Below are 22,501 nucleotides of genomic sequence, written 5' to 3'. Positions count from 1 at the left end.
GTTTACTGTAGGGCGCGAACGATGGTGTCTAGTTTTAGGTTTTTGGCCAGTTGCAGGGCCGTTAATCCCTGGTCGGTAGCCAGGCTGCGGTCCGCGCCGTTTTTCAGGAGGAGGATCACGAAGTCAGCGTTGCCGGTTTCCACCGCTTCCATCAGTGGGGTCCAGCCGTCGGCTTCGTAATCGAGGTCGAATTGCTGGCGCATGGAGGCTTCGGTCAGGTTGAAGCTGTCGCGGTAGTCCAGTTTGCGGTTGGCCAGAAACCGCAGCTTTCGGCTGCGGGCGTTCACGTTAGCTCCCGCCCGGATCAGGGCATTCACGCTGGCCATGTCGGTTTCGGTGAGGGCCACCACCAGTGGGGTCGCGTTTTCGTATTGCGCAATCGTGTTGCGGTTGGCGCGTCCGTTGTCAAAGTAGTCGATGTCCCGGTAGGAACAGGTACTCTCCAGATCGGCCTTGTTGCTGGCCAGCAGGGTGATCAGGCTCGCCTGCCGCTCGCGGGCGGCCAGGAATACCGGACTGCACCCGCGGGAAGAACCCGCTACGTCGGCGCCTTGCTCGATCAGGTACTGCGCTACGGCGTATTTACCTTCCCGTACCGCCAGGCTGAGCGGGGTATTGCCGTCCTCATCGGCGGCGTTGAGGTCGGCGCCTTCCCGGTGGAGGTAGGTGACCGTGGCCAGCTTTCCTTCGCGGGCCGCCAACTGGAGGGGGAGGTTGAGATCTTCCTTTGACCATGCGGCGGGGCGCAACAACTCCACCACTTCCTGTTTGCCTTCGCGGGCGGCCAGTGCCAGGGCGGTATAGCCGTCGCGATCGGTGGCCTGGGGATCAATTTGTTGCTCTAAAAACAACTTGACTACCGAATATTTCCCCTCGCGGGCGGCGAGCAGAAAGGCCGGCTCCAGCTTGGTGTCGGAAGACATCTGATCCAGCAGGTACTCCACCGTGGTAAGTTTGCCTTCGCGGGCAGCCAGATCCAGGGCCCGGTATCCGTCTTCGTCGCGGACGTCAACCGACATGCCATCGGCAACGAACCGCCGGACGATGTTCAGCTTACCTTCCCGGGCGGCGGCCAGGAAGGAGGCCACGGCCTCTTCATCATCTACTGCAATGGCCTTGCCATCGAGGAGATACTCGAGCACGTGCTCGTGCCCCTCCTTGGCGGCAATCTCCATCAGGTCGTGTCCGCCGGCCCGCAGGGCCTCAAGGTCTACTTTACCAACCTCCACGAAAAGCCGGATCACGTCCACGTGGCCGTCATCCACGGCGTACACCACCGGAGCGTGACCCTCGTGGTCCAGTTGGTTGGGGTCGAGTCCCGCCTTCAGCAATACTTTGGCCACCTCAAAGTGGCCCTCGCCGGCTGCGTAGTGCAGGGCAGTGCGCCCCCGGGAGTCCGTGGCACCTGCGTCCGCGCCCCGGCGAATCAACTCTTCCACAACTTCCGCAAACCCATCTTCGGTGGCGTACATGATGGCGGTTCGTCCCTCGTGATCGGTGACGTTCAGGTCGGTTTTCAGGTCGATCAACTGCCGCACCGTACCGAGTTCGCCCTCCTTAGCGGCGGCGAGCAGCGGGTGAATGTCGTCGCCCAGGCTAAAGATGTCCGCTCCGCGGGTGACCAGCAGGGTGAAGATGTCCGTGTGGCCATTTTCCGCCGCCACGGTCAGGGGCGTATGGGGTGTATTCTTACCCTTGAGGTTGACGTCGGCCCCCGATTCCAGCAGCAGTTTCACGGCATCCACGGCGCCTTCTTCGGCGGCGGCCATCAGGGCCGTCCAGCCGTTGGGGGAAACGTGATTGACCTGCGCACCGCGCTTGAGTAGCAGGCGCGTGACCTCCGTATGGTGCTCACTGGCCGCCGCCATCAGCGGCGTGTAGCCAAACTGGTCGGCCTGGTTTAGGTCGGTGATCTCTCCTTTATCGAGAAAGTACTGGACCAGCTCCAATTCGCCCTCGTAAATGGCGTGCATGAAGAGCTCGAAGGTGCCCTGAGGATCGTTGGGGTCCAGCCGTAATTGCCCCGCCAGCAGGTCCTCCATCATGTCGTTGACTTTGAGGGATTGTTCCGGACTTAACTCGGGCGTAGGGCGGATAAAGCCTTCGGTGCCGGAGGGTTGAGCGGGCGGTGGTGGTGGGGGAGGAGGTGCCGGTGGCCCCTCCGGCTGCTGCAGGATGGTAGACTCACCGTTCAGGTCGGACGTTAACGGAGAAGCTTCCCGCTGACCGGACAGATTGACGGCCAGCGCAATACAACCCGCAATGATGACGGCGGTGGTGAATCCTTCGCCGTAGGTGCTCGTGCCCAAATATCCGGACAGTAAGCGGGATATCCTCACCTTGAACCCTTTGCCGCTGCCGGTGAAGGCCATGGCCATCCGGGGATTGGCCAGTTCGGATTCCTTTAGCTCCAGTAAGGTTCTGGCGTAGCCAACTGGCTGCCCCGTGGCCCGGATGGCGATATCGTCGCAGCAGTGTTCCCGCTCTTCCTCTACCCGGGCCGACATCCACCATACCGCCGGATGATAAAAGAAAACGGTACAGAACAGACTCTGGAGCAAATTGACGGCGAAATCATGACGCTTGACGTGGGCCAATTCGTGCGCCAGGATGGCTACCACCTGATTTTCTTGTAGTTTCTCCAGCATGGGCGCGGGGAAGAGCACCGCCGGACGGAGCCACCCGATGACCATGGGAGAGGAAATTCGGTGCGTCGTCAGGTAGCGCACGGGCTTACTCAGCTTGAGGGCTCCCTCAAGTTCCTGAATTTTGGTTGCCCATTCGGTGGGAAAACGGTTGGTTCCGTAGTTCTTCAGGCGTTGCACGAAGGCCAGTTGGCCAAGCAGCCGCAACTGCAGGACCAATACACCCATCAACCAGAGGGTTACGATCAGGGGCAGATGGTCGTTGTAGTAACGAATGACCCTTTCCCGAAAACCGGGCGTGCTGATTTCCGGAGTGACCGTAGTGGATGCCGGAGAGACCTCCGGTATGGCCCGCGGGCCATCGCTCATCATTTCCACCGTCGTCAGGTTGGAAGATATTGGAGCGGTTTCCTCGGGAAGTAACCCATAAAAGGTAACGCCGACGGTTACGAAAAAGGCCACCAGGAGGCCGATGGCCACCACGTAGCGGGCCTGGGCGGAGTACTTCCGCAGCAGGATCAACAGGAGGCCGAGCAGCAGGGCGTATACGGCGGCCTGCCAGAGGGTATGCACGAGGGTCCAGCCCAGGGCGTGGACCAGATCGGGGGAGAGGAGTTGCTCAATCATTGGTCCTTGTTTTCCAGTTTCTCGATCAGGGCCTTGAGCTCATCAATGTCCTGTTGGGACGTCTGGTAGTTGCCGAGCGCCCGCATGGCCAGCGCCTTGGCGGAACCACCGAAGGTCTTGTTGAGGAAGGTGTCCAGTAGGCTGTTTTGGGTGTCCTCCTTGGCGATCGCGGCGGCGTAAATATGCTTCCGTCCCGCACTTTCACGGGTCAGAAAGCCGCGCTCAAACATGACTTGCATGGTCTTGAGGACGGTGGTGTACACGATGTCGCGTTCCTGGGAAAGCGCCGCGTGCACCTCCTTAACGGGCAGTGGACCCCGATCCCAGAGTAACTGGAGTACGTCGAGTTCGGAGGCCGTGGGCTGGGTAGGTTGTTGCTTGGGCATGGTTTATTACGAGTGTGGTCGTAGCAAAAGTACGAGCCTGGTCGTAATAAAGCAAATTTTATTACGAGTTTAGTCGTAATAAGTTGATTTAGGGCGTTGAGACGCAGGTGCAGTGGCATTGCTTAAGGAGCAAAAATTGTGGGTTCGCGGGGTGGGAGAGCATTACTTTGAACCCTTAGGTTCTCGTGGAATAAGAAAACATCAAACCATCCCGGTAGCGCCGGATTTACCCGGTGAAGGGTAGGGGCCAAAGGCTAAAGACCCATTGGATAAACCCCAATTTTTCAGTAGCGCCGGATTTATCCGGCGAAAGGTAAACCCCAACGGCTAAAGCCGTCGCTACTGAAGAACCATAATTATTGATGAAGAGACTTTGGCGTGATGACCTCGTAATCCTTCCCGATTGCCGGAAAGGCAGCTAAAGTTAGCGGTAGAGTAAAAGACCCATTGGATAAACCCAAATATTTCAGTAGCGCCGGATTTATCCGGCAAAAGGGTTGGCCACGTGGCTCGGTGAACCCATTATCTCGTACGGGCTACCAGCTCCCGTCTTCCACGTCCTGATTCAGGAGATTGAAGAGAAAGCCCTCCCAGACGAGCTGAAGGTAAATGTCTCCGCCCTCCCGTTTGTATTCCGGGAGGTTCAGGTCGTGCTCCCATTCATCGAAGAGGAAAAATGATTTGCCGAAGTGGTCGGAGAGGGGGAGCAGCAGGTTTTCGCCGAAGCTTTCCCGGTTGACGAAGAGCGTGGGGTACTGGGCGCGCTTTTGGGCGTCGGTTTGTTGCCGGTGGATGGCGTAGTTCTCCGGGTAGGGGAAATCCCCGGGGGGCTGGAGATCCGGCCGGTCAACGACTTCCGTATTCCAGGGACTTTTCTTGTGGAGGGTAAAGAGGACGTCCTGGTCTTCCCGATCGAGGGCGGCCAGTTTGGCCAGGGTCATACCGGGATTCGGGAACACCTTATAGTAGTAGGCGTCCCGGTTAAAGGGCGTCAGCGGGACACCGTCTTCCCGGAGCTGATCGACGATGGCTTCGGCGGCCACCACCCCGGCCCGGACGGTCCAGTGGTGGTCGGTCCGGTAATAAAGCTCTTCCACCGAGGCCGTATCCGCGTAGGCCAACAGCGGCTCGTGCAGATCGATCACCCGGAGGTCGGTGGAGCGTAATCGGGCGTATAATTGCTTGGTGGCGTACTCGGTGTTCAGCGGTCGCACGTAGTCCGGCAGATGGTGCGCGTATACGTGATGCTTGAGGGGCGGCACGGCGAAATAGTATCGCCCACCCAGGGCCTCGATGCTGTCCCGCCGGGTCAGCAGGGTACGCACGACTTCCTCAAGCTGCTCGGGAGAGAACCGCTGCTTGCCGCGGTAGATGTCCAGTTGTAACCCGCCCTTGAAGAACCAGTCGTCCTTGCCCACCACGACGTAATCCGGCAGCGGCGACCGTCCGTTGGTGACCTGCTGTAGCTGGGCGTTGAAGCGTTGGAAAACACCCCGCCAGGCGAAGTGGTCGTTGAAGTAGGCTTCGGCGTCCCGGGGGAAGGGATCGAGGTAGTCAAGGCGAAACTCCGGAGGATCGGCCGGCCGCTTGTTTTCAAAACTTGGCACCTGCGCTCCGACGCCCAACACCAGCGCATCCAGCCAAAAGACCACAAACAGCAGGGCGAGCGCCACGGGAAGGAATATCCGGTATTTCGACTTCATCAGAAACGGAAATAGATGAACGGATTGAGGTTATTGTTGACCAGGGAGTTGGTGCAGAGGAGAAAGAGGACCAACAGTGCACCGGTGAGCAAACTCTCCTTAAGCCACGGCCGCCGGGCCAGGATTTCTCCCCATCGATCGGTCATGGGGCGCCACCAGGGCCAGAACCCCAGCAGGGTCACCACGCTTACCACCGATAACTCCCGGTTCCAATAGAAGGACCAGTCAAAAGGAATGGTTTCCCCGTTAAGTCCGAACATGGCCGCATAATACTGAACCGAGAGGGTGAAAGATTCAGTACGGAAAAGTACCCAGCCGAAAAGAGTGACCAGAAAAGCATACAAGACGCCCCGCAGGGGCCACCACCGCTGCCGCTCCAGGGCAATGAACAGGCCGTGCCAGAGCCCCCAGAGCAGAAAACTCCACGCGGCACCGTGCCAGATACCCGTGGCCATAAAGACCAGCAGGAGGTTACGACTGGTGGCCCAGTTGCTGCCCCGGCTGCCGCCGAGGGGAATGTAGAGATAGTCCCTGAACCAGGCGCCGAGGGTGATGTGCCACCGCCGCCAAAACTCCCGGATGCTCCGGCTGGCGTAGGGAAAGTTGAAGTTCTCCGGCAGGCGAAACCCGAACAGCAACCCGAGGCCAATGGCCATATCCGAGTATCCGCTGAAGTCGTAGTAAATCTGTCCGGCGTAGGAAACGATGCCCACCCAGGCCGTCAGGGGATCCATCGTGGTGAAATCGAGGGCGAAAATCTCCTCGTTGATGCCCGCCAGCGTATTGGCGATGAGGACCTTTTTGGCGAGGCCGACGAGAAAGCGACGAATCCCTTCGTGGGTTTTCTCCCAGCTGCGTACACGTTGCAGAATCTGCTCCCGGATGTCCTGGTAGCGCACGATTGGCCCCGCAATTAGCTGCGGGAAGAAGGCGATGTACAGCCCCAGGTGATCTAGCCGGCGCTGGGGAGGCGTCACTCCCCGGTAAGTATCCACCAGATAGGAGATGGCCTGGAAGGTGTAAAAGCTGATCCCCAGGGGAAGCGTCAGGTCGGGCACCGGTAGCGGTGCCTCTCCGAACCAGGTCCACAGCCGGTTGAATTCCGTAGTCGCAAAGGCGGCGTACTTGAAGATGCCCAGCAAGAGCAGGTTGAGTACTACCCCCAGCGCTAGCCAGAACTTCTTTTTACTCCCCCGCAGTTGACGGCCCAGCAGGTAATTCATCCCGATGCTGCCCAGCAGCAGGGTAGAGTAGCTTACCCCTCCCCAGGCGTAAACCAGTAGGCTTACCACCAGCAGGAAGGCGTTCAGCCATCGCCGGGGGAGCAGCCAGCTTCCGCCCCAGATGAGGGGCAGGGCGAGCCAGAGAAAAATCAGGGAGGAAAAGAGCATGCGGCAGACCCACGCCGGTGGGCGGAATTAATGGTGGCCGCAAATATCGGAAAGTGAGGAGATAAATATTCCGGGCGTTTGTGACCACCCACCCCCCTGCGCTAACTACCGCCCAAACCTGGCCAGTAGGGTCAGATCCCCCCGCAATACCTTCCGCTGACCGCGAATGGTGTGATAAATCACCTGGTAGACGAAGACCGCCGAGTTGAGCGGCCGGCCGTTGAAGGTGCCGTCCCAGAGGGGCGTAAATTGATTGATGGGGTTGGTGGAGGTACCCTTCAGTTCGTACACCAGGTTCCCCCAGCGGTCCCAGATCCGAACGACCTCCACCCGATCGACGCTCACTTTCGGGAAGATCTGGAAGACATCGTTGACGCCGTCCTCGTTCGGACTGAAGCTCGTCGGAACGAACATATCATTATCCTGGCTCGGGCTGATCGTGACCGTGTCCCGGCGCACGCAATTCGTGACGGTATCCAGGGCGGTAATGATGTAGGTGGTGAGCCGCGTTGGCCGGGCCGTCGGGGACAGCACCGTGGAATCGGACAATTCCCGACCGGGAACCCAGGAAATCATCACGTCGCTACTGTTGACGAAGCTGGTTAGTTGGATCGAATCTCCCAGTTCAATCTGGGCGTCCTCGATGGTGGAAAGCTCCAGCGGCCTAACGGGATTAAGGGTGTAATCAATGAGGGTATCGCAACCGTCGGGACTGACGACCTCAAAAATGTAGTCACCCGGATCAAGCAGGTTGAAGCGATTGATGCCGTTTTCGAAGTAGCCATTGGGACCCGAGCCGGAAATCAGGTCCTCGGGGTTTTCCGTCCGGATCACCACGGAGGCCCGGTCTTCGAGCTCACAGCGTTCGTCTTCCGTCAGGGCCTCCGCCCGGGGATACTGCCGGAGGTAAAAGGTTAGCTCCGTATCGTCGAAGCAAACGTCATCGAAGCCCGTCCGCAGCCGGGCGGTGACCTGTCCGCTGGTGTCGTAGCGATGGACCGGGTTGAGGCCATTTATGGGGGCACTGCCATCGCCGGTGAGCAACCGGAAACTGCTGACGTCCTGAAGGTCCCCCCGGTAGAAGAAACGCACTTCCGTGGGGCCACAATCGGAATCATCGAAGGAGACGTCCAGCGCAACCTCCGGCGTGGGCCGTACGAAAACGGGTGCCACGGCGGTGTCCGTACAGCCGTTGGCGGAGGTATAGATCAACTGGAGGGCAGACAGACCCCGCTCGGTGAAAGCATGGCTCACCGAGCAGCCGTCGGCCACCGTCCCATCGGGGAAGGTCCAGCGGCAGGTCTGCCCGCCGCTGCCGAGGCTGACCACGGTTTGTTCTTCCCCGGCGCAGAGGCTGTCCAGCGGACCGATGGCGGCTAAGGGCTGGGGGAGGAGGTCGATGAACTGTTCCCCCTCGGCCCGGCAGCCGTTGCCGCTGGTGGCGGCGTAGCGAATCAGGAATCGATCACTACTTGGCGCATAACGGTGGGTGCCGATATTTTGGCTGGTGCTGTCTCCGTCCCCGAAATAGATCAGGGTGTTGGCGGCGGAGGACGACAGGACGTAAGGGACCTCATCGTAGGGGCAGGCGAAGGCGGGGGCGGTGAAGTCAAGGTCCGGTTCGGGCAGCACGGTGCCCGACCATACGCTACTGTCGTAGCCACAGCCGTAGGCGTACAGGACGAAGGAAAAGGGACCGGGCTCATCGAAGACTACGGCGATGGAGTCGCCCCCGAAACGGCGGCCGTCCGAGAAGACGTATTCGGCCCGGGTACCGGGGGTGGAAATGTTGGTCACGATGAAGGGCTCTCCGGGGCAGATGGTCGTATCCACCAGGGCGGGAAGTGCACGGATGCTGGTGGGCTCGACGGTAACCGGAACGGAGAAGGTATCCCGCAGACAGCTGTTGCCGGCCACCAGGGAATACAAAATGGTGCGGGCGCTGTCTCCCGTGACCGGCGTCAGTACGGGTGGTTGAAAGCTCGTGTACCGCTGCCCATCGGAGCTGAACCAGATGGTCTCGTCCAGGGTGCCCGTCGCCAGATTGGTCAAAATGAGCTCGCTTCCGCTACAGTTTTCCGGATAGACTACTCTGATGTTGGCGCGGGGATTGGCGCGCACGAAAACCTCGAAGGATTGTTGGGCGTCACCGCAGGTGCCAAGGGTATGCAGCGAGATGCGATAGCTGGTGTCCTGCAGCGGGGAGGGTAAGAAGATGTCGGTGGGCCCACTGGCCGGGATGGTCGTATTCCCGTAGCGCCATTCGTACGCCAGAGATTCAAGGTTGGCGTTCGGCGGCGGCGAAAAACGCAGGGTGAGGGCTTCTCCCGGACAGATGGTATCTTGGTCTACGGTAATGGTGGCCGGTTGGAGCGGATCCAGTATTCTAATGCTAGTGGTCACGGTGGGGGAACTGCACAGCAAGGAACCATCGACGGGGTGGAGGCGTTCGCCCGCCAGGCGAACGCTGTAGTCTCCCGCCGCGGGGAATTGGTGGCAAATGGAATCCCCCGTTCCCCTGAATCCGTCGCTGGTGCTCCAGCGGTACCGGTCGGCGGCCGTGCCGCCGGACCGAAACGTGACGCAGCTTCCGTCGTTACAGCGCACGCTATCCCCCCGAAGCGTAGTGGTCGGTCGGGGAAGTATGTCCAGGCGCAAATCGGCACTGTTGCATCCCTCCGGCAGACTGCTGACCAGGTAACGGAAATCGTAGGTGCCCACGGCGGCCCCACTAACGTCAATGTTGGTCCCCGCAAGGGGAAGGTCACCCGACCACACCCCTCCCTGAGATGGAGTGGTGACCGGTAATTGCACCACCGCCGCCGTATCGCAGACGAATAGCTGGTCAGTGGCCGCTGTAACGCCGTCTCCGGGAACGATCGTCAGCACCATCTCGTCGCTACTCTGGCAAATCCCCGCCCCCAGGCTGAGGGTGTACACGTAGGTGCTGGGCGATAAGCCGGACAAGTTGACCGTACCATCGGCACTGGCGTTCGGCCCGGACCAGCGGCCTCCCGCCGGATCGCCGAGGAAGAAGGTGTCGTCTCCGCCACAGATGGTCGTGTCGGCACCGGCGTTGGGGGTAACGATTTCGGTAATGGTGACCAGTAGGGTGTCCGTGGCCGCACAGACGTCCGGCGTGCGCGGGTCGGTACTGGTGATCAGGACGGTATCCACGGTGCCGACGGGCAGGGATCCGGGGCGGTAGGCCCCGGTAGATCCGTCGGTAATTCCGCGTCCTGAAAAGGAGAGAATGGCCGATGGTGGGTCCGCCACAAATCCCGCGGTGAAATCCAGGAGCTGAATGCTTTGGTCCGCGTTGCACAGCTCAATGGGCGCACCGGCTTCCACGGTTGGCTCAGCAATGACTTCCGCCGTCCAGCTGCCGCTTTCGGTGCAGCCGGTGGTGGTGTTATCCCGCGAGTAGGTAATGGCGTAGTTCCCCGGTACCAATCCGGCGGGAGAGAAGGTGCGGTCTGAGTCACTCACCCCCGTCCCGGAAAGGGTGCCGTCGCCGGGACTTGGCGCCAGCGCAACCGGATCGCCGGTGGCGCAAATGGTGAAGTCCGCCGGCAATTGCAATTCGCTGTCGGCGATCTCCAGGCTGAAGGTGAGCGTTCGCTCGCAAGCGTCCTCGCCCAGGGTGTAGGTGAAATCGTATCTGCCCGGGGGAACCGACCGGTCAAAAAAGGCGTCTTCCCCGTCGAGCATCAGCCCCTCGGCCGGGGTCCAGGTGCCCCCGGCATCCGAGACTTCCAGCGGAACGCCCGTGTCGTTGGGGCAGAACAAGTCCCCGTCCGCGGGGGAAACCAGCGTGGGCTGAATGGCGGGATCGATAAATAAGGTATCGTGGGCCACCAGATTGTCACAGCTCGTATTTTTTTCCGCCCGGATGACGTAGGGAGCCGAGCGGGCACTCAGCAACACGGGGAAGGCGCTGACCTCCACGCCGTCAATGAAGTAGGTGGCCGCCGGGTCAATCCCCGGAAGGGGTGAATATTGCAGCTCCGGACAGGCATCAGCCTGCGGACTGAAGTCCAGCGTTTCGGTGGGCTCAATGGAAAGGGTAAAGTTCAGCGTGCGCTCGCAGTCACCGGAGCCCAGGGTGTAGGTCAGCGGATAGGCCCCCGCCGGGGCGGAACGGTCAAAAAAAGCCATTCCGTCCTGGAAGACCAGGCTGCTGGAGTTGGACCAGCTTCCCCCCGGATCGGATACTTCCAGGGCGACCAGACTCTCGTCGGGGCAGTAGGCGTCCCCATCGTTGGGGGAGAGCAGCGTGGGTTGAATGGCCGGGTCCACGAAGAGAGTATCCCGGGCGACCAGGTCGCCACACTCCGTAGACTTCTCCGCCCGAATGACGTAGGGCGTGCTCCGGGGCGTCATCGTGAACGGAAAGGAGGACACCACGACCCCGTCGATGAAGTAGGTGGCGTCGGGGTCAACGCTGGGTTCGGGGGTGTAGTCCAGTTGGGGGCAGGCGTCGGGCTGAGGATTCAGCGTCAGCGACTCGCCTTCCAGGACGGTAACCGGACAGGGATGCTCCTCCGATTCGTTGCAGCTGCTGTTGGTGCCCCGCAGGGTGAAGGTGCGCTCTCCCGGTGAGGTGAAGCATACCCGGGTGATGAGCGATTCGGGGTCCTCAATGCTCACCCCGACGGGGTTGTCGACCGTCCACCGCCAGCTGTCGATGCCCGTCGAAGCGCTCCCATTGAGGCGGATGCAGCTCTCCCCGTCCAGGCACACCCGGAAGTCATTGTCCACCCCCACAAACACGTTGGAGTCCGGAATGGCGGTAACGTCGGGAGCCTGCACGATGTCGATGGTGCGGCTGATGACCCGGGTGCCGCAGAGGTTGGTGGCGGCCAGCCGGACCGTTTGCGGTCCGGTGGCCAGAAACTCGTAGCTCACTTCAAAATCCGTGGACGTGCTCCCGTCGGGAAGCGTCCACAGGTAGGTCATGCTGGTGTCGTTGCCCGGACAGGTCAGGTTCGGAATGTCCAGCATCGTTCCCGTACAGGTGGTGGAGGGGAGGTTAAATCTCGGTTCGGGTGGCTTTTGAAATCCGATGCGGCGCGAAACGTTTTCGTTGGTGCCGTCGGTGTAGGTGGCCACTACCTCAATGAGGAAGCAGGAACCATAAATGCCCCGACTGATGCAGCGGTCGCTGTAGTCGCAATTGTCAAAGAGGTCCGGGAAATCATAGGTGTAGCCCTGCTCCAGTTGGGCGGGGTCGGTGATGGTGACGGGGTCGATGTTGTCCCCGTCCCAGAATAAGGTGATGGTGGAAAAGGTCTTGTCCGGGTCGGGCACGATTCGGATGTTGACGAGGCTGTCTTCGGCGCAACGCGTAAAGTCTCCGTTGAGGATGGAGAAAGACAGGTTGGGTTCCTGGGCAAAAAGCGTAGCACTGGAAAAAAGCAGAAACGTAAATAGGATCTTGGAGCGCAAAACAAGGCAGGTTTTAACCCTTTGGGGTAGTTGGCTTTAGGGGGGTAAACGCCCTCACAAAATACGTCGACCTCCCTAACTGTGGGGAAGTCAGGGGGTTAAATCTTTCGAAAAATTCGGTGGTGTTTTGGGGAGTCGTTAACGCTTGCTTACCCCTCTACTTTCCCCCTCGGCAACCTGAACCACAGCAACAGCACCATCCCCGCCGCGAAAAATACCGAGAGCATCAGCAGGCTGGTGCGCATGCTGCCCGTCAATAGGTCCAGCAAACCAAAGATGGCCGTGCCAAGCACGATGGCAACCTTTTCCAGCACGTCGTAGAAGCTGAAGTAGGAGGTGGTGTCTTCCCGACTGGGAATCAGTTTGGCGTAGGTGGAGCGGCTCAGCGACTGGATACCGCCCATCACCAAACCGACGGCAGCGGCGACGGTATAGAAGGTCGTTTTGCCTTCCACGAAGTAGCCCGCCAGACAGATGGCCGTCCAGATGATCAGCTGAAAATACAGTCCGGTTTTGTTGCCGTAGCGCTTACTGACACTGGCGGCCAGGTAAGCGCCGCCGATGGCGACGACCTGCAGGATGAGGACCACGATGATGAGCTCCTGCGTTTCGAAACCCAGCTCAATTTCGGCGAAGGTGGAGGCCAGGAAAATTACCGTCTGCACCCCAGCGGAATAACTGAAAAAGGCCGCCAGGAAAATGAGGGTGTTGGGAGCGTCTTTGACCTTCTTCCAAACGGACGTCAGCTCGGCCCAGCCCATCCGGGCCATGTCGGCAATTCCGTTGCCCTTCGTGCGCACATCGTCGGGAAGTCGGGAGAGTGAAACGGCGGCAAACACCAGCCACCACACACCGACGGTCACGAAGGTGACGCGTACGGCCAGCGTGCCCTCGGTGGGCAGTCCGAACCAGGCGGGTTGCTGGATCATGGCCAGGTTGAGCAGCAGCAGGAGCACCGAGCCCACGTACCCCATGGCGAAGCCCCGGGCGCTGAGCTTATCGAAGCGATCCGGGGTGGCGATGACGGGTAGGAAGCTGTTGTAGAAAACCAGTCCGCCGGCAAAGCCGATCAGGCCCAGGGCGAAGCTAAGGGTGCCCAGCCAGAGGGTGTCCATACCGGTGAAGAAAAACAGACTGATGCAGGCCAGGCCGCCCACGGTGGTAAACAGCCGGAGAAACCACTTGCGTCGCCCGCCCGCATCGGCAATGCCCGAGAGGAGGGGGGAAAGGGTGGCAATGACGAAGTAGCTCAGCGTGATGATGAAGGTAAACCAGGCACTTTTGCTGAACTCGATCCCCAATACCGTAAACCGATCGTCGATGATCCCGGCGAAGTAGGCGGGAAAGATGGCGGTGGTGATCACGAGGGCGAAGGCGGAATTGGCCCAGTCAAAGAGTGCCCACCCGTTGAGGGTCCGGCGATCGTTGAGGTTGTCCGCGTGGTGCGGCTGGGGGTCATCGAGGGTCTGCGACATGGTAACGAAGGTAAACCCTTCAAGCCAAATGACCACTATATTAAATTCGGGGTTTGTTGGCCAACGGAGCGTCCATTTCCTGGTATCCAATTGTCTTTGGGCGCGGAGCGCAGGTGCATGGCTCCTACCATTCAGCCATGCACCTGCGTTCATCGCCCTATGCTTTTTCTATCTCATTAACCTTAAGGGATCATGCGAAATCTTCTGTTGTGCCTATTCGTCAGCCTATTGTCGCTTCCAATGGCCGCCCAGGACCTGAGCGTCTTTGAACTGTTTACCGACCAGGCCATCCTGCAACGGGAGGCGAAACATCCCATCTGGGGGTGGGCCAAACCCCGGCAGACGGTGACCATCACCCTCGGGGACCAGGAAATCAAGACCAGGGCCGATAAATCCGGCAAGTGGATGGCGGAGCTGCCCCCGATGCCCGCCGGTGGCCCCCACCAGCTGTCCATCGCGGCCCGCCGGCAGACCATCACCATGGAAAACATCTATTTCGGCGACGTCTTCCTCCTCTCCGGACAGTCCAACATGGAGTGGCGACTCCAACAGTCTGATCCGGACGGATCGCGGGCCCGGGACATCGCTGACCCCATGATCCGGGAGATCAAGGTGGAGCGGGTATCGCTGCCCCGGCCTCAGGAACACCTCCCCATCAGTACGGCCTTCGGAAGGGGCTGGCGCACGGGAACCGCCGACAACATCAAAGACTTCAGTGGCGTAGGGAGCTACTTTGCACATTACCTCCGGGAGTCCGTGGAGGTGCCCATCGGCCTCGTCCACTCCAGCTGGGGCGGAAGCCGCATTGAGCCCTGGATGAGCGCCGAGGCGCTTGGCCTGAACGGCCAAAAGGCCATCAAGGAGCGGGAAGATTACCTGGCTTCCATTCGCGAGGAGGGTGCGGGATTATACCGTACGACCTTCGGCGGCGAGCCTCCCGTCGAGGAAGTGGACGGCAGTAGTTATGTTCTGGACAACGTCGACACCAAAGAATGGGGCAGCATGCAGTTGCCCGGCATGTGGGAAGGACGGGGATACCGCAACGTAGACGGTGTATTCTACTTCCGTCGCAGCTTTACCCTCACCGCCGCCCAGGCCGCCGGTGCCGCCGAACTGTTCCTCGGGGCCATTGACGACAGCGACGAAACCTACCTCAATGGTAAGCGGGTCGGTGGCCTGGAGAATTCCTATTCGGTGCCCCGGGAGTACGCAATTCCCTCCGGGATCCTCCGGGCCGGAGAGAACAACATCACCATCAAGGTGACCGATACGGGCGGTGGTGGTGGCCTGTCGGCCACCCCGGAAATGCTTCGCCTGGAAACGGCCGCCGGTACGGTGGCCCTGGCCGGTCAGTGGCGCTATCGGGTAGGCCTATTTCGGGTGGACGCTCAGTCCAATCAGGTACCCACCCTTCTGTACAACGCCATGATCCACCCGATGAAGGGGTGGCCCCTGAAGGGCGTGCTCTGGTACCAGGGGGAAAGCAACGCCGGAGGGGGTGACGCCGAGGCCTACGCCCAACAGTTCAAAACCCTGATCAGCTCCTGGCGTACCTTTTTCAATAATCCGGATTTACCCTTCTACTGGGTACAACTCGCCAACTTTACGGCGCCTCCTACTTCCGCCAACGACCCGGGCTGGGCCGTCCTGCGGAAAAGCCAGACGGCCGCCCTGGACCTGCCCCACACCGGGCAGGCCGTCATCACCGACATCGGCGAGGCCGACGATATTCACCCCCGCAACAAGTGGGAGGTGGGCCGTCGCCTGAGCCTGCACGCCCTGAAAAATATCTACGGCAAGACCGACCTGCAGGCGGCCAGTCCCCGCGCTACGCGCGCGATCGGCGAGCGCAACAAGACCAGTGCCGTGGTGAAGTTTGCCGAAATTGGTCAGGGCCTGATGGTCAAAAATCCCGGTAAGTACGGCTACCTCAAGGGCTTTACCCTTCAGGATCTCGCCGGCAAGTGGCACTACGCCCAGGCCTACCTGGACCCCACCCTCAACGAAGTGCGCATCCTCAACCCCGCCCGCACCGGCGTGGCCAAAGTACGCTACGCCTGGGCCAGTAATCCCGACGACGCTAATCTGTTTTCTAAGGAAGGCCTGCCGGTGACGCCCTTTGAGTTGGTGGTGGAGTAGGGAGTGTGATTCATCCAAACTAACCGGAGAATGACCATTAAGCGATAATTTCACGGTTCGTCCCCGATTAGTCATCTTTGATGCAGTATGCAGTCAAGCACTTCTAACTATCTGTTCCATCTCTCCACCAAAATTCTGGTGGGCACCGTCTGGCTCAGTGCCACGCTCTTCGGCCTCTACATCCTCTTTTTCTACTTCGCCTCCCTGATCATGGAGGAAACCCTGCGCTGGAATACGGTACTCCCCGGACTGTACGATGACCGCACCCCCGCCGCCACGGCGGGGATGGGACTGCACTTCGCGGCCGGAGGAATCATTTTGGTCCTCGGTTGTATTCAGTTGCTGAGTAGCGTCCGGGAGCGGTATCCGGCCTGGCACCGGTGGTTGGGGCGGGTCTACGTTACGGCGGCGATACTGACGGCCATTGGCGGACTGGTGTTCATCTTCCGTAAGGGCACCATTGGTGGGACGGTGATGAACGTGGCCTTCGCCGGTTACGGATTGCTGATGCTGGTGGCCGCTCTCCAGACCATACGCTACGCCCGCGCGGAAAAATTCACCCAGCACCGGGCCTGGGCCATCCGACTGTTTGCGCTGGCCATCGGGTCGTGGTTGTACCGGATGGACTACGGATTCTGGTTCCTCTTCACTGATGATCTGGGGCATACCGGAGACTTTCGGGGACCCTTTGACTACTTCATGGACTTCTGGTTTTACCTACCCAACCTACTGGTCGCCGAAATTTTCATTGCCCGGCGGGGAGCGTTAAAATCCCCGGTCGCCCGGGGAATCGCCACCTTACTGATCGTACTGGCCACCCTTTTTCTCCTCCTGGCCACCTATTATTTCACGGCCAAACTATGGTGGCCTTCCGTGGCGGATTTGATGACCGGGCAGCCCGTTGGCGGCTAGGGTACGTCCGTGGGGTTACGGCCCGGTGGGGATCGAAAGTGATCCTCCGGATTACGGACTGATTTGGGAGGGCATCATTCTGAATTTTTTCCGTCCTTTATCCCCGAATCAACTCCCCACGCGATGAAAGCCATCTTATTTGACCAACCCGGAGACGAAGACCAGCTCTACATCGGTGAAGTTCCCGATCCTCAACCCGGACCGGGGCAGGTACTGCTGCACGTAGCGGCCACGGCCCTCAACCGGGCGGATTTACTGCAGCGGCAGGGGAAGTATCCCGTGCCTCCCGGCGGTAGCGATATTCTGGGGTTGGAAGTGGCCGGTACCATCATTGAAGTGGGCGAGGGCGTCACGGACTACGCCGTGGGGGACAACGTATGCGCCCTGGTCAACGGCGGGGGATACGCCCAGATGATTGCCGTGGACGTGGTCCGCTTACTCCGACTCCCGGAGCGGCTTTCCTTCACCAAGGCAGCTGCCGTTCCCGAGGTCTTCCTTACGGCTTTTCAGGCCCTGCACTGGATCGCCGGTTTGCGGTCCGGAGAGACGGTCATGGTTCACGCGGGGGCCAGCGGCGTAGGTACGGCGGCCATTCAGCTGGCGAAGCACGCAGGTGCCAGGGTCATCGCGACGGCCAGTGCACATAAGCACCAGCCCCTCTTTGATCTGGGTGCCGATCACTGCGTTGACTACCGCCAGGGAGATTTCGCGGAAGCGGCCCTGGAGTATACCGACGGGCAGGGAGTTAACGTAGTCCTGGATTTCGTAGGCGCGCCCTACCTGGAGCAAAACCTCAGGGCACTGGCCCGGGATGGCCGGATGGTTAGCCTCGCCGCCCTCGGCGGCGCGCGGGTAGAAAACATCAGCCTGGCCCCGCTGCTGCTCAAGCGACTCCAACTGACCGGCACCACCCTGCGTTCCCGCTCCAATGACTACAAGGCCCGGCTGATCGCCGATTTCCGCGAAAAGATCTGGCCCGCCTTCGCGGACCGTAGCCTCAAAACCGTCGTGGATACCATCTACGACTGGGAAGAAGTCGCCGACGCCCACCGCTACATGGCCTCCAACGCCAACGTCGGTAAGATTGTGCTGACCATCGGAGATTAAGAACCAGGCGGAGCATCTAGAAAAGGCTTGCGGAGCAAGCCGGTCGTAATGGCTCTAGCATCCAGCATAACCTTTTCCCCACCCAAACGTTCTTTTCACCAAACGTGAAAGCGCTGCTCCATGCCCCAACCGCTCGTTCATTTTCGTGATCTTGGCCTGAAGGACTACCGGGAAACCTGGGACCTCCAAACGGAGTTGCATTCGGCAGCCGTGGCCCGGAAACGTGAGAACCGCCAGCGAGAAAAGGAAGGGAAACCCCTGATGCAACAGGAGCATCACCTCTTGTTTGTCGAGCACCCTCCGGTGTATACGCTGGGGAAGACGGGCTCAATGGATCACTTGTTGCTCAACGAGTCCCAGCTGGCCGAGCAGGGATTTACTTTTTACGAGATCAACCGGGGCGGTGACATCACTTACCATGGCCCCGGACAATTGGTGGCGTATCCGATTTTTGACCTCGCGGAATTCTTTGAGGACGTGCACCGCTACGTGAGGAGCCTGGAGGAAGTGGTAATCCGAACCCTGGCGGAATACGATATCGCCGCAGAACGGGACGAGGGCTACACCGGCGTATGGCTGCCGGGTGACGCCGGCCGTCGCCAACCCCGGCGAAAAATTTGCGCCATTGGCGTACACCTCAGCCGCTGGACCACCCTACACGGGTTTGCCTTCAATATCCGTCCTAACCTGACCCACTTTGGGAACATTATCCCCTGCGGGATTGCGGAATCCGATCGTTCCGTGACCAGCCTGAGCGTCGAGCTCGGTCGTCCCGTTGAACTGGCGGAGGTTAAACCCATCGTCCAGCGTCATTTTCAGGAAGTATTTGGGTTTTCCCTCGATTGATCCCGAAAAACACCACATTTTTCCTACAATTACTTCGTTGAACCCACCAAGCAGGTGGGGGTAGGCATCTATCAAGCGAACGACAAATCGACTCCCCTTGACGGAAGAGGAAATGATCACCGGATGTAAAGCCAGAGACCGCCGCGCCCAGCGCGAGGTCTACGATCGGTATTCTCCGACCATGCTGGCCGTGGCCCGTCGGTACACCCAACGGGATGCTGACGCCGAGGACGTGCTGGTCTCCGCTTTTTTCAAGGCCTTCGATAAAATCGATACGTTCACGGAAAGTGGAAGCTTCGAAGGGTGGATTCGTCGGATTGTCGTCAACGAAGCCCTGATGTTGCTGCGCAAGAAGCACGCCCTGAAGCAGGCAGCGGAGCTGACGGAAGTCAATCCCGCTAATTATTCCATCCCCGCCCGGGCGGCCGATCGGTTGGCCGAAGCGGATATTCTAAAACTTTTGGATAGCATGCCGGTTGGCTATCGAACGGTATTTAACCTCTACGTCATCGAGGGATACAAACACCGCGAAATCGCCGAGCAGCTTGGTATCAGTATTAATACGAGCAAATCCCAGCTCATCCTGGCCAAAAAACGGATGCGGGAGCAGTTGGAACAGCTCGGCTACACCGCCCCTAACCACTAAATACCACCGTCATGGCTGAATTTGATCCATTTGACCAAGCGTTTCGCCGCCGTGCCAACAGCCTTCGGCGTACCCCTTCTCCACGGGCCTGGAATCGCGTGGAAAATCGCCTGGACCGACGCCGGGGAGGCACCACCATTCTGGGCATACGCCCCTGGATGATTGCCGCACTATTGCTCATTGTTGCGGGCGTCACGGTCGTGTCGGAGATGAACACCCGCGCCAATAACCCCCTGGCCAAACGCGCCGAGAGTGTTGAAGAATTAAGCAGCCCCTACACGCCGGACGAGACGTTCACCCCCGTGGAATACTACAAGGCCATCCCCGACGGGAAGGCCGGACGTATTCTGATCGTCCGGGGCAGTGAGTACCGCGACCTGACCGTCGCTCCGCAGTACCGCCAGCAAAGCTAGGCCGAAACAATATTTATTCCGGTTGCAGCGGATCGGGTGTGAACATTATCCTCATATTTGGGGTAGTAGAGCACCATGCGCCATTTCCTTATCCTTTGCGGACTCCTGATTTCCCCTGGCGTATTCGCCCAGGAAAGCGATGGGTATGCCGATCAGGTAAACGCCATCGAATTACTCATCCGTAATAAACGCTATGCGGTGGCCCGCGCCCAGGCCGAAGCGCTCATCGCCTCGGGAACGGAAGCTCAACTGGAGACGGTAATTGCCCGGGGAAATTACCTGCTGGGAATTGCCCTGCTCGACGATGCCACCAGTGCTGCCGCCGATCGGGTGCGGGGCATCCGTGCCCTGCAGGCCGCGGCCAGGGAATTTAAAGTGCTGGGGGAAGAGGATACCGTTAGGGACATCGTGGCCCGGCTCCAGCAACTCACCGGTAGTGCTTCCATCGAGGAGGAAGCATTACCCTCCGACCGAATGGTTCCCCCCGACACCGTGGCCTCGGCCACGGAAATCACGGCTGCCACCCTCAGCGCCATCGTGGCCGTGCAGGACGCAAAAATTGATTCCCTGACGGGAAGCCAGGTCCGGCAGTTACTCGAGCTGGAACGTCAACGCCGACAATTGGATGACTACGCTTTCCGGACCCTGAACGATAGTATCCTGTTACTCCAACAGGAAAGGCAACTGGATCAGCGGGAAGCGGAAATTACCCGGGAACGCTTGCGCCGCAACCTGCTGCTGGTCCTGGCGGGAGCCTTCGTGCTCATCCTGATCAGTCTGTATTCCCGTTACCGTTCTTCCCAGCGTTACCGGGCCAGGCTGGAAAGGCAAAACCAGATCATCAGCGAGGAACGGAAGCGCTCCGATAATTTGCTGCGTAATATCCTCCCCGCCCCGGTAGCCGAAGAACTGAAGGAAACGGGAAAGGCCACCGCCCGAAGATTCGACTCTGTCGCCGTCCTCTTCGCCGATTTTCAGGGATTCAGCCGACTGGCCGGCTCCCTGGAGCCGGTAGAACTGGTGGACCTGCTCGACGAAGCCTTCCGGGCCTTTGATGAGATCATCATCCGCCACGGGCTGGAAAAAATAAAAACCATCGGTGATGCCTACATGTGTGTGTCGGGCCTTCCGGTGGCTCACGACGACTACGGGGCCCGGGCCGTCCGGGCCGCCCTGGACATGCAGTCCTACCTGGCGTCCAACCCTCACTTCAAAGCCCGGGTCGGTATCCACGCCGGACCGGTAGTGGCCGGGGTGGTCGGCCAGGAAAAGTTCGCCTACGATGTCTGGGGAGATACCGTCAACCAGGCCGCACGCCTGGAAGCCGCCGGTGAAGTCGGCAGGGTAGCTATTTCCACCACCGTCCGTGATCTGCTGGGGCCGGAATTCACCTGCACCCCCGCGGGTACCTTCGAGGCGAAGAATATTGGGACCATGGACCGGTATTTTGTGACAAAATCTAAGTAGCCTTCACCAACCGGCTCACAAAAAAACCGTCATACCCCTCCTCCTGGGGGAAGTAAGTGTGGTGGTGCTCCAGCGTCCAGCCCTCGCCGGCCGGACTGCCGAGAAATCCTTCCACCTGCCGTTCGTTCTCCTGCGGCAGGATGCTACAGGTAGCGTAGACCATTTTCCCGCCGGGCTTCACCATTTTCGCGTAGCGCTCCAGAATTTCCTGCTGCTCTTTTACCACCCGGTCAATGAAGTCCTGGTTCAGTTTCCACTTGGCGTCCGGGTTGCGGCGCAGGACGCCAAGGCCCGTACAGGGAACGTCCAGCAACAGGCGGTCCGCTCGCCCGTGCAGCCGTTTGATGACCTTGGAGCTGGTAATGACCCGGGTTTCCAGATTACTCACGCCGTTGCGGCGCGCCCGTTTCTTGAGTTCCTTCAGTTTCCACTCGTGAATGTCCAGACTGAGCAGTTGCCCCTTGTTTTCCATCAGGGCGGCCAGGTGCAGGCTCTTGCCGCCGGCACCGGCGCAGGCGTCAATCACCGTCTGCCCGGGACTGACCTCCAGGCTGGGCGCCGCCTGCTGACTACTGAAATCCTGCACCTCAAACATGCCCCGTCGGAAGGCCTCGGTGCGAAAGAGATTCTTGCGCTCGGTGACCAGCAGCGCATCCGCCCCGATGGGCTCGGTGAGGATGCCCTCTTTTTTCAGGGAAGCGGCGACGTCTGCCGGACTGGCCTTCAACCGGTTGGCCCGTAAAACGACCGGGGCGGTTTCGTTCAGGGCCGAAAGCGTAGCCGACCATTGCTCGCCCAGCTGTTCTGCACCCACTTTGTCCAGCCAGTCGGGGATACTCTCCCGGAGCGGACGTTCGTCCTGCGCCTCCGCGTGCTTTTTCAGGATGGCGTCTTTATCCAGCGACTCAAACTCCCGCCAGGGTGGGAGTTCATAACCCTGCAGCATCAGATGGATGCCAATCAGCGGCCACCACTCCTTTTGTTTTTTCGGCTTTTTACCCAGCAGGTGCGTCAACAAACGGTAGTAGCGCACGATGCCGTAGGTATGCTCCGCGATGAAGGCCCGATCTTTACTCCCGCGCCGACGGTCGGCCTTCAGCACCCGGGTAATCTCCCGGTCGGCGTAAGCCCCTTCACGGAAAATGTTTTGCAGTGCCTCGGCGATCGCATCAAGATGAGCAGCGTAGAATTTTTTGGCCATGGCGCGAAGGTAAGAATAAGGGAGAGAGGAGTCAGGGTTGAGGATACAGGATTCAGGATCAAGGCGGAGGCTGAGGAGAAGTGTACGGAAAAGGC

Annotated in this window: 14 protein-coding genes; 7 read left to right on the top strand and 7 right to left on the bottom strand. The window is 59.8% G+C overall.

Features of this window, described 5'->3' with window-relative positions; all coding sequences use genetic code 11:
- Positions 1–2 precede the first annotated feature (2 nt).
- The 6 genes from E1J53_RS10785 to E1J53_RS10760 all read right to left on the bottom strand — a co-directional run bounded on the left by E1J53_RS10785 (position 3) and on the right by E1J53_RS10760 (position 13,675).
- Positions 3–3,272, bottom strand: a complete 3,270-nt coding sequence (locus E1J53_RS10785) for an ankyrin repeat domain-containing protein (protein ID WP_134270526.1) — start codon at positions 3,270–3,272, stop codon at positions 3–5.
- A complete protein-coding gene (locus tag E1J53_RS10780) occupies positions 3,269–3,658 on the bottom strand; it encodes a BlaI/MecI/CopY family transcriptional regulator (protein ID WP_134270525.1) in 390 nt (129 codons plus the stop codon). Before E1J53_RS10780 ends, E1J53_RS10785 begins: the two co-directional genes overlap by 4 nt.
- 536 nt (positions 3,659–4,194) lie before the next feature.
- Complete coding sequence (locus tag E1J53_RS10775) at positions 4,195–5,361, bottom strand: hypothetical protein (protein ID WP_134270524.1); 1,167 nt, start codon at positions 5,359–5,361, stop codon at positions 4,195–4,197.
- Entirely contained in the window at positions 5,361–6,752 is a 1,392-nt protein-coding gene (locus E1J53_RS10770) for an MBOAT family protein (RefSeq protein WP_134270523.1), read from the bottom strand. Before E1J53_RS10770 ends, E1J53_RS10775 begins: the two co-directional genes overlap by 1 nt.
- A 105-nt stretch (positions 6,753–6,857) precedes the next feature.
- Complete coding sequence (locus tag E1J53_RS10765) at positions 6,858–12,200, bottom strand: T9SS type B sorting domain-containing protein (RefSeq protein ID WP_134270522.1); 5,343 nt, start codon at positions 12,198–12,200, stop codon at positions 6,858–6,860.
- A gap of 149 nt (positions 12,201–12,349) precedes the next feature.
- On the bottom strand, positions 12,350–13,675 hold the full coding sequence (locus E1J53_RS10760) for an MFS transporter (RefSeq protein ID WP_134270521.1): 1,326 nt from the start codon (positions 13,673–13,675) through the stop codon (positions 12,350–12,352).
- Between the two features lie 192 nt (positions 13,676–13,867).
- Between E1J53_RS10760 and E1J53_RS10755 the strand changes: the two genes are divergently transcribed.
- The 7 genes from E1J53_RS10755 to E1J53_RS10725 all read left to right on the top strand — a co-directional run bounded on the left by E1J53_RS10755 (position 13,868) and on the right by E1J53_RS10725 (position 21,205).
- Positions 13,868–15,814: a sialate O-acetylesterase gene (locus E1J53_RS10755; RefSeq protein WP_134270520.1), complete on the top strand. Its 1,947-nt coding sequence runs from the start codon at positions 13,868–13,870 to the stop codon at positions 15,812–15,814.
- Between the two features lie 87 nt (positions 15,815–15,901).
- Positions 15,902–16,726, top strand: coding sequence for a DUF2306 domain-containing protein (locus E1J53_RS10750; RefSeq protein WP_134270519.1), 825 nt, complete (start codon positions 15,902–15,904; stop codon positions 16,724–16,726).
- 123 nt (positions 16,727–16,849) lie between these two features.
- A complete protein-coding gene (locus E1J53_RS10745; RefSeq protein WP_134270518.1) occupies positions 16,850–17,833 on the top strand; it encodes an NAD(P)H-quinone oxidoreductase in 984 nt (327 codons plus the stop codon).
- 120 nt (positions 17,834–17,953) lie between these two features.
- Positions 17,954–18,679: a lipoyl(octanoyl) transferase LipB gene (gene lipB, locus E1J53_RS10740; RefSeq protein WP_134270517.1), complete on the top strand. Its 726-nt coding sequence runs from the start codon at positions 17,954–17,956 to the stop codon at positions 18,677–18,679.
- Positions 18,680–18,776: 97 nt separating this feature from the next.
- Positions 18,777–19,325, top strand: a complete 549-nt coding sequence (locus tag E1J53_RS10735) for an RNA polymerase sigma factor (RefSeq protein ID WP_134270516.1) — start codon at positions 18,777–18,779, stop codon at positions 19,323–19,325.
- Between the two features lie 11 nt (positions 19,326–19,336).
- Positions 19,337–19,738: a hypothetical protein gene (locus tag E1J53_RS10730; protein ID WP_134270515.1), complete on the top strand. Its 402-nt coding sequence runs from the start codon at positions 19,337–19,339 to the stop codon at positions 19,736–19,738.
- Positions 19,739–19,813: 75 nt separating this feature from the next.
- Positions 19,814–21,205: an adenylate/guanylate cyclase domain-containing protein gene (locus tag E1J53_RS10725; protein WP_134270514.1), complete on the top strand. Its 1,392-nt coding sequence runs from the start codon at positions 19,814–19,816 to the stop codon at positions 21,203–21,205.
- Here the strand turns inward: E1J53_RS10725 and E1J53_RS10720 are convergent.
- Entirely contained in the window at positions 21,198–22,406 is a 1,209-nt protein-coding gene (locus E1J53_RS10720; protein WP_134270513.1) for an RsmB/NOP family class I SAM-dependent RNA methyltransferase, read from the bottom strand. The genes E1J53_RS10725 and E1J53_RS10720 overlap by 8 nt on opposite strands.
- Positions 22,407–22,501 lie beyond the last annotated feature (95 nt).

The sequence above is a fragment of the Lewinella sp. W8 genome, from assembly GCF_004375085.3.
In the GTDB taxonomy this organism is placed as follows: Bacteria; Bacteroidota; Bacteroidia; order Chitinophagales; family Saprospiraceae; genus Neolewinella.
This window is presented reverse-complemented; position numbering and strand designations above follow the sequence as displayed.